The organism is Bacillus sp. K2I17 (assembly GCF_002209985.1).
Classification (GTDB): domain Bacteria; phylum Bacillota; class Bacilli; order Bacillales; family Bacillaceae_G; genus Bacillus_A; species Bacillus_A wiedmannii.
The window spans coordinates 185,389-201,443 of the sequence record NZ_NJGF01000007.1; the positions used below are offsets into that span (position 1 = coordinate 185,389).

Here is a 16,055-nt window from a genome sequence, read left to right on the forward strand (position 1 = left end):
GTTTAAATTAACGCCACCAAATCCAAGTCCAAAAGTAATTTCGTATATTTCGAGGAGTAATGCGTATAAAACGTTCGCCGTCAAAGAAACAATTGAAATTTGGAAGTGTTTCATCAGGATTTTTTGGAATAAAAGTGACGATGTTTTCGTTGCTTGTAACGGTTACTGTAATTGGTGGATCGGTAGGCGAGACTTGAAGTTGTAAAGAAATATCCGCCGTATTTTTAAATTCATTATTAACAGGTGGACTTATCACTTGTACTGTGAATAATACGATAATTGTTTCGTTTGGTTCCAAATTAGTAGCAACTAGGAAACCGATATTCGGATTCGCTAGTGGAGAGCGTTCGCTGTTAATAAAGACAGTACCGTTCATAAATTGTAAACCTGCTGGAATGGTATCTTGTAATGAAACATTTGAAAGTGAAATATCAGAAGTATTCGTAATACGCATCGTATAATCAAAATATTGGTTTAAATAAGCTGAGCTGACGGAAGCATCTTTCACTACTGTTGCAGTTATAAATTGAACTGGTATACGAACGATATTTGAATTGTCAATGAAAGTAATAATTGGGTCCTGTGGTGTCAATTGGAAGGCGGCTGTGACGGAAGCAGAATTGATAATTGTGCTGTTTGAAGGGATAGACGTGACGAGAACTTTAAATGCTATCTTTGCTACGGAGCCAGCTGGTAAAGCACCGATATTCATACCAGTGTCTGGACGGACATTTAGAACAGGAGTGCCGTTAATGGTTACGCTGTTTTCTATAAATGTTGTACCAGTTGGAATGATATCTAAAATAGAAGTACTTATCGTAGGAATCGGGGAATGGTTCAATACCTCTAATGTGAATGTAATCATATCACCTATAACGGCAATAGATGTGTCGGCTGTTTTGTTAATACGAACCATAGGATCAACTACTGTTGTTGTAACGACATTTGTTTGCTTTGTAATTGTAATAGGTGGTTCATTCGGGTCAATGGTAACAGTATAGGAAACAGAAGCATCGTTATTAATTGCTGGTTGAAGAGTTGTAGGAGATATTGTTACTTGGAAAGTAATGATAGTAGATTCATTAGGAGTAAGGCTTCCTAATGTAATACCATTTTCAGGATTTTCATTAGGCTGATTGATTCCGTTAATCGTAACGCTGCCTGTAACGAAGGTTGTATCTACTGGTGCGGTGTCTATGGCAATAATATCTTCAATCGTTACATTACCACTATTCGTAATCGTAATTGTATACGTTACAGTTTGACTAGGTAAAGCATTCGTAGCATTAACAGACTTTATGGCAACGACATTATCATTTTGGACAGTTGTTGTGACGGTATTTGTTGTAGTCGTGTTTGTAACAGGTAAATTATTTGGATTGACTATATAGTTAAAAGTAGTAATGGCTTGGTTCGTCAATTCATTTGGTGTTGGGATAGAAGTCACGGTTACTTGGAATGAAGCGACAGCGTTTCCGCCGACAGTTATAGTATCAATTGGTATACCACTTACTGGATTAACTCCCGGAAGGGCTTCTCCGTTTACAATGACGCTATTTTCTATAAATGTAGTACCTTGAGGAATCATATCTTGAATGGTTACATTATTCGCTGCAACATTACCAGTTTGATTGAGTGTAATCGTATACGTTAACGTGTCACCGACTGTTGCAAATGCAAGGTCAACAGCTTTATTACTATTTAAATTTGCGTGATGAATTTCTGTTACGGCAGCTGATGAAATGATAGTTTCGGTAATAGGCGGCTGGTTTGGTATGGTGTATTGGTATTCGATTGTACTCGTGTTAGAGATTGGATTTGTTTGCGGAATCGAAGTAACCCGTACTTGAAATAGAATAGTTGCTGTCGTATTAGGCGGAATGTTATCAATTCGTATCCCGTTAAGTGGATTGTCACTTGGACGGGCGTTTCCATTCACAATAACACTATTATCTATAAAGCTCGTATTCGCCGGAATAATATCTGTAACGATAATGTTTTCAACTTGTATATTCCCATTGTTCGTGATGGAAATTGTGTAAGGGATAATCGTTTGTAGGTCAGCGTATTGGATAGGTGTTGTTTTTGTTGCAATTACATGAGCAGAAATAACTTCAGTGATAGTAATATTACTAGTCGATATTTGTTCTTCGCTATTAATTGTATAACGAGAAGTTGATTGATTTTGAATACGACCACTAGCTGGAAGAGCTACCACAGTAACGGAAAATGTGACTGGGATAGAAACGTTAGGAGCAATCGTTCCTACAAGTATACCAGTACTTGGATTCGCGTTAAGCTGAGGAATATTATTTACTAAAACGCTACCTTCTATAAAGGTTGTTCCGTCAGGTATATTGTCTGTAAATACAACAGTAGTAGCATCTGCATTTCCTATATTCGTTAAAGTTGTTGTATAAGTTAAAATGTCACCAATCGTTACAGAAGTTAAATCAACAGTTTTCAGTGAAACGATATCAGCATCATTAATTTGGACGAAAGTAGTATTGGAAGTAGTAGATTTTTGAATTGGTGCAAAGTCAGGATTGAAAATAAAGTCGTAGACGATGTTTGCAGTATTAGGCGTTGGATTTAAAGCTGGCAAATTCGTAACGGAAACTTGTAACGTTATTGTAGTCGCTTGCCCTGACGCAATATTAGGAATGAAAAAGCCGATATTCGGATCTGCTGCAGGAAGTACAGTGTTGTTAACTGTTACACTTCCCGGAATAAATACTGTTCCATCTTCTATAGTATCTGTAAAAAAGATGGAGTTAGTTGTAGTAGATCCGTTATTTTGAATGAATACTGTATATTCAATGGTGTCATCAATATTAGCTAATACTTTATTAGCAGATTTTGTAGCGATAAGAATCACATCAATAAATTGTATATTTGTAGTATTGGAAGAGGTTGTTTCTGAAATTGGTGGTGCGCTTTGTTCCGGTTTATATTCATAGTGTATAACAGCGATATTATTAATAGTATTTTGTGCAGGTATAGAGACTACATTTACTTGGAACGTAACAATAATCGTATTATTTGGAAGGATAATACCAAGATTGATACCGGTAATTGGATTTTCGTTAGGTCTTGGTATGCCGTCTACAAGGATGCTATTTGGAACGAATGTAGTGCCAGCAGCAATTGCGTCAATTAGGATAGTATTTGTAATAGGTACTGTACCAGCGTTTGTAACTGCGACTGTATATGTGATGATTTGACCGATACGTGTAATAGATCTGTTAGCAGATTTAATTGCACTAACATTTGCCGTCCGCACTTCAGTATTTACTGCATTTGATAATGATCTACGCTGAACAATCGGAGAACTAGGGTCAATTTGGTATTCATACGAAGTGTCTGAAATGTTAATGACAGTGTTGCCCTCTGGTATATTTGTAAGTTGTACTTGAAATGAAATAGTGACTGTTTCATTTTGTTGTATCGTGCCGAGAGTTATTCCATTTTGAGGATTTGCACCAGGCTGAATCACATTATTTATTGATAAGCTATCTTCAATGAATATAGTACCTTCTGGAAAGTTGTCAATGAACACCGTATTGTTAGCTGGAACAGTTCCTATATTTTGTATTGTATTTGTGTAGGTAATATTTTGCCCGATGGCTACGAAAGTAACATCCGCCTGTTTAACAGAAATAATATTTGCATTTTGAAGTGATGTTGTAACGATATTAGAATTTGCAGAGCGATTCACTGGTGGAGCTGTAGGAATACTTACATATTGGTAATTTACAGATGATTGATTTACAATTTCGGTTGCAGTTGGTGGATTATTTGTTTGTACTTGAAATAGTATTGTTTTGGAACTGTTTGGTGTAATCGTTCCAATTGGTATTCCGTTTTCTGGATTTACACCTGGCTGAAGTACACCGTTAATTGTGACACTGTCGGGAACGAATGTAGTCCCAGCTGGAATAGAATCTGTAAAAATAATATTTATTGCGTCAACGTTGCCGATATTTTTCACTTCAGAAATATAAAGTATAGTTCCGCCAATATCTACAGTTATTGGATTGGACGTTTTTGTAACTGTCAATTGTGCTTGCACGAAATTTGTAATGACAATATTACTTGTAGATGTTTCGGTAATAGGCGGTTGTCCTGGGTCTGGTTGAATTGTATATGTTGTATTAGATTGATTTGTAATCGATTGTTGCGAGAATGAATCGTTAATAAGAATTTGGAACGAAATAAGGTGAGTAGCGTTTGCTACTAGGTTAGGCAAAGTAACACCTGCATTTGGATTTGCACCAAGTATAGCTGTTCCGTTAAGTGTAAAACTATTTTCTACGAATGTAGTCCCTTCTGGAATCGTATCTGAAAATATGAGATTAGTAGCTGGAATATTTCCGGTATTTTCTAGCGTTATCGTATAGGTCAAAATGTCACCGGTTGTTGCTTGTTGTGCATTGACAGCTTTTAAAGAAAGAACATTCGCATCCGAAATTTGTGTGAAAGCTGGATTAGACGTAATTGTTCGAGAGATGATAGGAGCAGTTGGATCGGCGATAAAAGTATAGTCAATACGGGCTATATTAGAAATTGGATTCACGTTTGGAATGGATTGAACGATAACTTGGAATGTGACGGTGACGATTTCTGAAGGTGCAATGGCGTTTAAGGAGATTCCTACGTTTGGATCAGCACCCGGAGCTGAAACGCCATTTATGGTTACACTATTTGGAATAAATGCAGTTCCTTCTGGGACCAAATCTGTTAAAGTAACTGTATTTGCAGTTGTATTTCCGTTATTTTGAACGACTACCGTGTAAGTGATTGTACCGTCAGTAGATTGTACGAGAGAATCTGTATTTTTAATTACAGATAGCGATGCATCAACGACAGCTGTATTTACCGTATTAGATGAAGATGTTGCTGTAACTGGAGGTTGACTTGGGTCGACAATATAAGTGTAACTTGTAAGTGCTTGATTTATAATCGCTCCTTGTGGTGGAATAGAACTTGCAAGAAATTGGAACGTAATAGTAGCAGAATCACCTGGTGCGATAATACCAACTGGAATACCGAGAGTTGGACTTGCATCTGGAAGTGAAATCCCGTTAAGCGTGACACTATTTGGAACAAATAATGTCCCTTCAGGAACTCCGTTAATGAGTAATACAGAATTTGCAGGGAAGTTTCCAGTATTCGTTAATGTTGCTGTATACGTAATTATATCTAAGGTAGATACGATTGTACGATTTGCTTCTAAAACAGTTGTAACAGTCGCGTTATTAATTTGTGTGGAAGCACTATTAGAATTTATTGTGCCGGTAACAGGAGGAGAGGCCGGATCAACTATAAATTCGTATTGAATAGATGCAACGTTTGTAATTGGATTCGAAGGTGGAGTAGATGTAACTATGACTTGGAAAGTAGCAGTTAAGGAACTACCCGCGTTAACGGTTCCGATATTCACTCCGTTATTTGGATTTGCACCTGGAATGGTACTTCCATTTACAGTAAAACTATTTTCAACAAAGGTCGTTCCTGCTGGAATGAGGTCTGAGAAATTTACATTCGTAGCGTTTGTATTGCCGCTATTTTGAATCAAAACTGTATAAGTGATCGTGTCTTCGATATTTGCAAAGGCTGTATTAGCAGTTTTTACGGCTGAAAGTATTGCTGAATTAATAGAAGTAACGAAGACGTTCGTTTCCACATTGCCAGGCTGAGGTTGTAATGCATTTCCTACGTTATATTGGAAGTTCACAAATCCTAAGTTTTGGAGTTCAGGTGTGAATGTTGTTGGGTTGCTTATGATTTGCACTTGGAACATAATTATTACGATTTGATTGGGAGTTATTGTATTTATGCCAACACCGTCAATGATAGAAGCGGATGGTAATGAAGTGCCATCAACAATGACTGATCCTGCAACAAATTGTGTCCATGTCGGTATAGGGTCTGAGAAAACAACATTGTTAGCAGAGATATTTCCTGTATTCGTAATAGTGGTTGTATACGTAATCGTATCACCGATCGTTGCAAAAGCTTTATCTCCTATTTTAATAGTGTTTAAAATAGCACTTTCAATTTTTGTTGTAACGCTATTAGAAGTAATATTTTTTGAAACAGGTGGATTAGCCGGATTAACGATATGCTGGAAGCTAGCGCTAGCTTGATTGGTAATTGGATTTATAGGTGGAATTTCATTGGCATTAATATGAAATGCTACGATGACAGATTCGTTTGGCGCGATATCACCAATTGGAACGCCTGTAATGATATCTGCATTTGGGATGGTAGTTCCGTTAAGTGTAAAACTATTCGGTTCAAAGGAAGTTCCGTCTGGAATTAGGTCGGTAAAAATAACATTCGTCGCACTAACATTGCCGCTATTTGTAATCGTAACTGAGTATACAATATCTTGCCCGATATCTACTGTTTCCGCATTTGAATTTTTTTGTGCAGTAAGGATAGCGCTATTAATTTGTGTTGTCGTTGTATTGGATTGATTGGAAGTTGTAATAGGTGACTGGCTAGGATCAACGACATAATGATATGTGGTAGAAGCAAAATTAGAAATTGGATTAAGTGTTGGAAGTGTAGTAACAGTTGCTTGGAATGTAACGATTGCCGTATTACCACCATTAATTGAACCTATGTTTACACCAGTAGACAAATCAGCGCTTGGAATGGTTTGCCCATTAACTGTGAAACTATTTGGAATGAAACTTAAATTGCTATCAAGAATATCGATAATAGTTACATCAGTAGCAGCAACATTCCCGGTATTAGGAAGGTTAAGTGTAAATGTTATTGTATTACCAACATCTGCAAAAGTAAGATTTGCTGTTTTTGTGCTAATAATATTTGCGTTGTTTATTTGAAGAAGTGTAGTGTTGGAGCTAGCTGTATTCGATACCGGCGGATTACCTGGATCAACACTAAACTCATACGTCGTTGATGCTATATTTGGTGCAGGGTTAATAGGTGGGATGCTGTTAACCGTAACTTGAAATACGATACTATATATTTCATTTGGTGGAAGTGTTGCAAGTAATACACCTGTATTTGGATTCGCGTCAGGTTGTAAAACACCATCAACAGTTAATGTGTTAGGAACAAATGTGAGTCCACTTGGTAATGCATCTGCAAATACAATATTAGTTGCATCTGTATTTCCTATATTCGAAATAGACGTAGTATAAAAAACAGTTTGCCCGATATCTGCAAAGGAGACACTTTCATTTTTCGTCATGGATAATATAGCTTCTTTAATTTGTGTTGAAACAGGATTACTAATTGAAGTTTCTGGATCAGGCGGTGAGACTAATTGGTACGATGTCGATGAGAAGTTTACAATTGTATTTTCAGTTGGTAATGAGTCCACGTTTACTTGGAATGAACCATTTACTGTAGACCCAGCTGTTATAGGCCCAATATTTACACCGTTCGATGGGTCCGCACCACTTTGAGGAACCCCGTTAATAGAAAATGAGTTTGCAATAAATGTAGTTCCGCTCGGCATTGTATCTGAGAAAATAACATTTTGTGCGGATGAATTTCCATTGTTTGTTAAAGCAACAGTATAGGTGAGTGTGTCTCCAATACGACTAAAGGATTTATCGACTTGTTTTAATGAAAGAATGATAGCTGTGTTAATTGTAGTGAACACTGTGTTTGAAGTAACATTCCTTGAAACAATAGGGGCATTAGGGTCAGTGATAAATGTGTAAGAAGCACTAGCCGAATTGGCAATAGGATTTTGAACAGGAGTAGAAGTAGCGGTAACTTGAAATGCTATTGCTATTGAGCTGTTAGGAGCAATTGATCCAATTGTAATACCTGTATTAGGATTAAGACCAATTTGTGTGATGCCATTTATTGTGACACTATCCAAAACGAACGTTGTACCGTCTGGAATAAGGTCAGTGAACGTAATATTCGTAGCATTTGTATTCCCACTATTCGTTAAAAGTGTCGTATAGGTAATAGTATCACCTAGTGTTACAAGTGTTTGATCAACTGATTTAATCATCGTTATCATAGCATCTAGTACAGGGTTTGTAACGCTGTTCGTTGAAGTAGAAGTAGTAACAGGAGCTGCGCTTGGATCAACGGTATAAGAGTATAAAATTGTATCGTTATCCATAATTGAACTTGAAGGGGGAATAGAAATAACAGTTACTTGGAAAGTAACGGTTACTGTTTCGCCAGGAGCGATATTGGGTATATTGACTCCAAGTGCTGGCCGTGCACCAAGTTGCTGCATACCATTGATTGTGACCGAATTTGGTATAAATGTAGTGTTGGCTGGAATAGCGCTTGTGAAAGTAATATTCGTTGCTGCAGTATTTCCTGTATTTGTAATAGTAGTTGTATACGTAATCGTATCTCCGACAGAAAGAATGGATTTATCAGCACTTTTTGTAGTAGTTAATATAGCACTATTAATAGTTGTCGAAACAGTATTAGATATATTCGTTTGTGATACGGCAGGTTGGCTAGGATCGACCACATGTGAATACTGTACAGAACTAAAATTTGAAATTGGATTTATACTTGGAATGTTTGTTACAAGTACGTTTATCGTAATAGCAATCGTACTGCCAGGATTTATATTTCCAACTTGAATTCCGTTAGCGGGGTTTCCAATTTGCTGAGCACCAGAATCATTTACAAGAGTACCAGATATAAATGTCGTTCCATCAGGCAAAATATCCGTGAAAAGTATATTTTGTGAAGTGACATTTCCAGGGTTGCTTAATGAAATTGTATAGGAAAGTGTATCCCCGATCTTTGCAAAAGTTTTATCTACAGATTTAATTGCCAAAATTTCTCCGGAATTTATTTGTGTTGAAACCGGATTAGATGTTGTACTTCGTGAAACGAGTGGTAAATTAGGCCCTGTCATAAATTGATAATTAATAGAAGCTCCGTTTACAACGGGTGAGTTTGGTCCCCCAGGTCCGATTGTAAAAATAGGATTTGGGATGCTAACTACTTGCACACGGAAGGTGACGTTTATAAAATCTCCTGCAATAATATCCCCAATTGGTATCCCGTTCGCCGGATTTACTCCAGGTAATAAAACCCCACCTACTCGAACGCTATCTTCTATAAATACTGTATTATTTGGAATCGGATCTGTAAAAGTGATATTAGTAGCAGTTGTGTTTCCTATATTATCCAATAAAACTGTATAAGTTAAAAATGAATTTCCGGGTGCGATGTCAGAAAATAGACGATCGACACTTTTTGTTGCTTGAATAATAGCTTCGTTAATTTGCACTAAAGTTGGATTACTTGTAGCTGTTTCTGTCACTGGCGGCTGGGTAGGATCCACAATGATAGAATATGTCGTACTGGATTGATTCAACGTAGGATTTGTAGCTGGTATTGAGCCAACGATAGCTTGAAAGCTAATTGTTGTTGTTCCCCCAACTGGAATGGGGTCTAAAGAAATCCCGCTATCTGGTCTAAATCCAAGTTGTGGGATGGTATTAATTTGTAAGCTATCAGGAACGAATGAAAGTTCAGGTGGTAATATATCGATAAAAACAGGTGTGTTTGCGGTAGTATTTCCGCTATTAGTGAGAGTAGTTGTATACGTAATTGTATCTCCAACAGCAGCAAATGTACTGCTTGCAGTTTTTGTTGCGATAACGGAGGCAGTATTTACTTGAGTAAAAGTTTTATTGGATTGAACGGTTCGTGAAACAGGCGGTTCATTTATATCAACAATAAAGCTATATTGAAGCGATGATTTGTTAGGAATTGGATTAGGATTTGGGATTGTTGTAATGTTTACTTGAAAGCTGAGTATAACTGATGCATTTGAATTTATGTTCCCGATATTAATACCGTTTTGTGGATTTGTATTAGGAATAGTTATTCCATTTACTGTAAAACTATTTGGGATAAACGTCGTACCATCTGGCAGTAAATCTGTAAAAATAACATTGTTTGCGGTAGTGTTCCCGGAATTAATAATGGTAGAAGTGAAAGTGAGTGTATCTCCAATAGTAGCGAATGTTGAATTGACAGTTTTATTTATAGATAGAGTAGCATCAATAATTGGAGTAACCGTCGTATTCGTAATTGTACTACCAACAGCAGGTGATTGGTTTGGATTCACGTTATATTCATAATTTACAAGAGCGTTATTTGTTAATGTGCCACTAGGTGGTATCGCTAAAATTTGTGCTTGAAAAGTAATGAATATAGTATCTCCGGGAGGAATATCTGCTAAGTGAATACCAAGTGAGGGATCTAATCCTGGCTGTGGAACATTATTAATAGTTACAGAATTCTGGATAAATGAAGCCCCTGCGCCAAGTCCATCCGTTAAAACAGTTGCACTAGCGGGAATATTTCCTGTGTTCGTAACTGCAATCGTATAGGTAACGATATCTCCAATTGCAGCAGTCGGTGTGTTCACTGATTTCGTAGCGATGATTGTAGCGTTATTAATTTGAGTTGTTATTACGTTACTTAACGCATTGGAGGATGTTGGAGGTAAGTTAGGATTTACGAAATATTGGTACGTTGTGTTACTTTGGTTCGGGATAGGGTTCGGATTCGGAATGGAATTTACTTGCACTTGGAACGAGATGGTCGTATTTGCATTAGGATTTATCGGATCAATTGCTATGCCATTTGCTGGATTTGCATTAGAGAGCGTAGTACCATTTACTGTTACGCTATTTGGAATAAAAGATGTCCCGCTTGGAATGGTATCTGTAAATACTATACTTGATGCAAGTGTGTTCCCGTTATTTGTTAAAGTAGTCGTATACGTAATAATATCATTTACGTTCGCAAACTGTTTATCAGCAGATTTTGCAGGGGTAAACGTAGCGTTATTAATAGCTGTTTGTACAGTGTTAGAAGCAACCATCTGCATGATGGCTGGTTTGGATGGATCGTACGTGTATTGGAATGTAGTGCCTGATTGATTCGTAATTGGATTTACAGCAGGAATAGTTGGTACAAAAATTTGGAATGAAACGGTACGTGATGAATTTGCCCCAATCGTACCGATCAAAATGCCGTTAGCAGGATTTGCATTTGCTATAGGGACACCGTTAATCGTTACAGTATTAGGAAGAAAGATGGTACCATCTGGAATGATATCTGTAAACGTTACATTAGTGGCAGGGATATTGCCGTTATTCGTTAAAATTGTTGCATAAGTTATGACATCGCCAACATCAGCGAAATTTGTACTTGTTAGTTTCGTAGCAACAAGATTTGCGGTGTTAATTTGTGTCGTTACGATATTGCTAGTGGCATTTCTAACAACAGCAGGTAAATTTGGATCTGCGATAAAGCTATATTGTAGTGCAGCACTATTTTGAACTGGATTTGGTGAAGGTAAACTATTTGCACTAATTTGAAAAACAATGGTTGTAATTCCACCTGCGGGAATTGTTCCAACTTGAAGACCAACACTTGGATCAGCACCTAGCTGTAAAGCGCCGCCTATAAAAATACTATTTGGTACAAGAGTCGTACCAGGAGGGAGTATGTCGGTAACAACTACATTATTCGCTGGAGTATTCCCAAGGTTCGCTAAGGCAATTGTATATGTGATTGGTTGCCCAACATCAGCAATAGTTAAATCTACCTGTTTGACAATAACTACATTTGCTAAATTAATTTGTGTGCTTACAGTGTTACTTAAAGAGGTTTCTATAGTTGGTGGATCGCCTGGATTTAGAATAAAGCTATACTGTGTACTAGATGAATTTGTTGTTGGATTTTGTGTAGGTAAAGCAGTGACGGTTACTTGATAAGAAACAGTAATTTCACCGTTAGCAGGAATGGAAGGTAACGGAACACCGGCGTTTGGATCAGCGTTATTTTGGAGTACACTATTAATAAGGAAAGTGTCTGGAATAAAGGTAGTACCGTCTGGATTCGTATCAACGAAAGTAGGGCTATCAGCAGTAACACTTCCTGCATTCGTTAAAAGAATAGTATAAGTTAATACATCCCCAACAGTAGCAAATGCCCGATCCACTGTTTTTGCTGAAATGACATTTGCATCGTTTACTTGAGTAAATGTAGTGGTTGAAGTAGTGTTCTTACTTACAGGTGAAGCGTTTGGATCCACGATAAAGTTATAGGAAATAGAAGCGCTATTTGAAATAGGATTTGGATTTGGGATGCTAGTTATTAATACTTGGAATGAAGCTGTAATTGTAGTATTTGCATTGATGCTACCAATATTGATGCTAGCTGGTGTAACACCTGGCTGAGCAACATTGTTAATTGTAACACTGTTTGGTACAAAGGCAGTACCATTCGCAATTGAATCGGATAGTACTACATTGTTCGCCGCAACATTTCCATCGTTTGTAAGAGCAAAGGTATAAGTTAATACATCTCCAACTTCCGCAAATGTTTTATCTACAGACTTCGTAGCTTGAAGGTTTGCTAGTCTAATTGTTGATGTAACAGAATTAGAATTTGCTGTTTTTGAAGTTGGTGGCAGACTTGGATTAACAGTATATAGATAAGAAGCGAAAGCATTATTAATGATAGGATTTTGGGCGGTAATATTAATAACTGTTACTTGGAAAGAAAGAGTAAAAGTAGCTCCGCCAGGAATTGTTCCGATAGGTAAAGCGACGAGAGAATTTACATTTTGCAAAACTCCATTTAGTGTTACAGTACCAGGAGTCAATATCGTTCCATTTGGAAGTGGATCTGTTAGTTGCACGTTAGTTGCGGCTGTATTTCCACTGTTTGTAATGAGGATTGTATAACTTATCGTTTCGCCAATTGTAGCAAATTGTTTGTTTGTTGATTTTGTTAATGTTAAATTCGCGTTGTTAATTTGAGTGGAAACAAGATTAGAAGAGATATTTTTTGTAACGGGTGATTGGCTAGGATTGACGGTATATTGATAAGAAGCGCTTGATCCATTAGAAACGACATTTGACGCGGGTATTGTGTTTACTACTACTTGAAACGAAACATTTTTTGTTGTGCCAGTTGGGATGGATCCTACATTTACACCGTTAGCAGGATTTGCTCCAACTTGTGTCGTTCCATCTATTGTTAAACTGTTGAGAACAAAAGTTGTTCCAGTAGGAATGATATCTTTAAAAATAACGTTATTCGCATTAGTATTACCTGTACCTGTAAAGGAAACAGTGTACGTTAGTGTATCACCAATATCTGCAAAATTTTTATCTACCGCTTTCGTCATTGTGACAGTAGCGTTATTCACTTGAGTAGATACGATATTGGTCGTATCAGTCCCGCTTACTGCTGGCTGATTTGGTACAGGAATGTATTGATATGTTGTTGTGCCACTATTTAATATTGGATTTGTTTGCGGGATAGAAGGAACGAATACTTGAAATGAAACAGTAGTCGTAGAATTAGCAGCAATGGTTCCAATGAATATACCATTAGCGGGATTCGCTCCAGCTTGAGTAACGCCGTTAACAGTTACACTCCCTGGAATGAAAGTTGTCCCGCTAGGAATCGGATCCGTATATATAACGTTCGTTGCCGCGATATTTCCTATATTAGCTAAGGCAATACTGTATGTTAACGTTTCTCCAATATCAGTAAAAAGTTTGTTAACTGATTTTGTACCATTAATATCTGCAAGATTAATTTGTGTTCCTGCAGAGTTGCTTGTTGCAAGACCGTTAAAAGTTGTTCCACCGGCAATTGGTGTATATTGAAATGTAATATTCGCAGTGTTAGAAATTGGATTCTGATTTGGAAGGGAAACGACAGTTGCTTGGAAAGTTACTGTACGAGAAGCGTTATTATTAATGGTTCCAAGAGATATACCAGCAGCCGGGTTTGCATTTGTTTGTGGTATGCTATCTACCGTTACAGTGCCAGGTATAAAGGAAGTGCCGTTAGGAAGACTGTCTATAAAAATAACGTTATTGGCAGGAAGAAGTCCAGTGTTAGGGATAGTAACGGTATAAGTGAGGACGTCTCCGATTGCAGCGACACTTTTATTCACATTTTTCGTTGCTTGTATGTTAGGCGAGTTTATATTAATTTGTAATCCGACTGTATTTAACATATATGCATCTCCGTTAGTAGTTAAACGGATTGCGGCAGACACTTGGGAATTTGTTAAATAAGGAGAAATATCAATAGAAGTAATGTCCCAGCCTTGCCTTCCTGCGGAGATATTTGTACTTGTAGAAGCACTTTGATTTCGTGTTCCAAATGTCCCAGTTGTATCTAAATTTCCAGCAGCATTATTCACTTGAGAACCGAAGAAATTATTTACAGCATTATTTGGCCCGGATAATGCATTTAATGAACTGAAATTTGGTCCAAATAATGCTTGATCCCCAGTTAAATCAGCATCCCCTTCAGTAGAACTTATAAATAATCTCCCGCTTACAGGTCCTCCGGCAGGTGTTAAAAACCCTGAGACAGATACATCTGCACTACCAGTTTCTACAGAAACACGGTTACCAGCTACGTAAATTGTTAAATTTCTTGCGGGTAAGGAACCGTTTTGATAAGCGACAATGAGCGTCCATCCAGAAGAATTGATAGCTCCGTTAGAAGCATCTAAAGGATCAACAAGTCCAGGGACAGAACCGGTTGTATAAGAGCCAGATCCTCCAGCTTGAACGAGGGATGTTACATCTGCAGAACGTGTATAAAATCCAAATGTGACAGATCCGGAAACGAATGTTTGATTTGAAGCTGTAACAGCTGAAGGGGTAATCGAGTATGTTGAAACAGGTGTTGTAAAAGAAACCGAGTTTCCTAATACACTCGTAATGTTTTGATCACGAGATAAGTAGTTTCCACCCCAAACGAGTTCTGCGTAAAGAATAGTACTACCAGCAGGGATATTTAAAATAGCGGTAGAACTATTTTGTGTATAACTTAATGTTGTACCAGCAGGAAAACTCGGTACTTGTAAAGCGGTATTTGTAGTTATAAATGCACCAATTGCCCCGATTGTACCAGCCCGGTTTTGATTACTAATTTTACTTAAGCCTAAAGTATTACCTGTAATCGCGAGTGCGCCGTTAGTGGTGGTAGAAAATCGATTCGTAATGGGCATGTTGTCACCTCATTTATAATATAGTCTTGGTCAAAATAGGATATGTGTGTGACAAATAAAGGGAAACATGTACAAGTTGATTTAATAATAATGATTTAAATGTCTAGAGAAGGGGATGAAGTATGCTTGAATTGGAAATTAAGGTGGAGCGTCTTAGGGACGAACAAATAGGCGATATTGTAGCATTATCTTCTTATATTGGGTGGGATTATAATAAAGAAGAAATTGAAACTATTTTTGATTCAGGTATTATATACGGTGTGTGGAATAAGAGAAAGGAACTTATTGCTAGCGCGGCAATTATATTATATGGGGAGAAATTAGCGTCTATCGGAATGGTCATTGTACATCCGAAATATGAGGGGAATGGGATTGGAAAGGCGATAACGAATTCATGCATTAAGAGCGTATCGGCTCAAACTCCAATTATGCTTATTGCTACGGATGAAGGAAAGCCGTTATATGAAAAACTAGGATTTAGGGCAGTAAGCTATGTTTCTAAATACATATGTAACTCGTACAATGTGAATGATTATTGTGTAGGAAATGAAGATTATATGATGAATTATGAAGAGTGTGATTTAGAAAAAATAATAAAATTAGATGAAAATGCGTTTGGAATAAATAGAAAAGCATTTTTAACGAAAAGAATTATACAAAGTGAACAGTGCATCGTTGTAAAGGACAACAACCAAAATGTATTAGGTTACGGTTTAAGTATACAAACACCAGAAAATAAAATAATAGGTCCAGTCGTTGCGAAAAATGATGCGATGGCAATGAGAATTGTGCATGATTTAGCAAGAGAGCACCATGGTAAATTAAGAATTGATGTACCAGAAGGAAAGAAAGGTTTCATGAAAGAATTAGAGATTACTGGTTTTCAAAAGGTTAATACACCGCCAATTATGATGAGAAATAGTGATCAATTTTTGAAAAGAAATGGGGAACTATACAGTATTGCAGCGCAAATTTTTGGATAAAAAGAATCCTTCTAAATGAAGGATTCTTTTTT

General features: G+C 37.2%; 2 protein-coding genes. One reads left to right on the forward strand and one right to left on the reverse strand.

All coding sequences use genetic code 11. The annotated features are described in order from the left end of the window. Positions 1-7 precede the first annotated feature (7 nt). Positions 8-15,040 (reverse strand): DUF7507 domain-containing protein, encoded by a 15,033-nt coding sequence (locus CER22_RS11440; RefSeq protein ID WP_088608778.1) that lies wholly within the window; start codon positions 15,038-15,040, stop codon positions 8-10. A 122-nt stretch (positions 15,041-15,162) separates the two neighbouring features. Between CER22_RS11440 and CER22_RS11445 the strand changes: the two genes are divergently transcribed. Beyond that, positions 15,163-16,023, forward strand: coding sequence for a GNAT family N-acetyltransferase (locus CER22_RS11445; RefSeq protein WP_088608779.1), 861 nt, complete (start codon positions 15,163-15,165; stop codon positions 16,021-16,023). Positions 16,024-16,055: the final 32 nt, after the last annotated feature.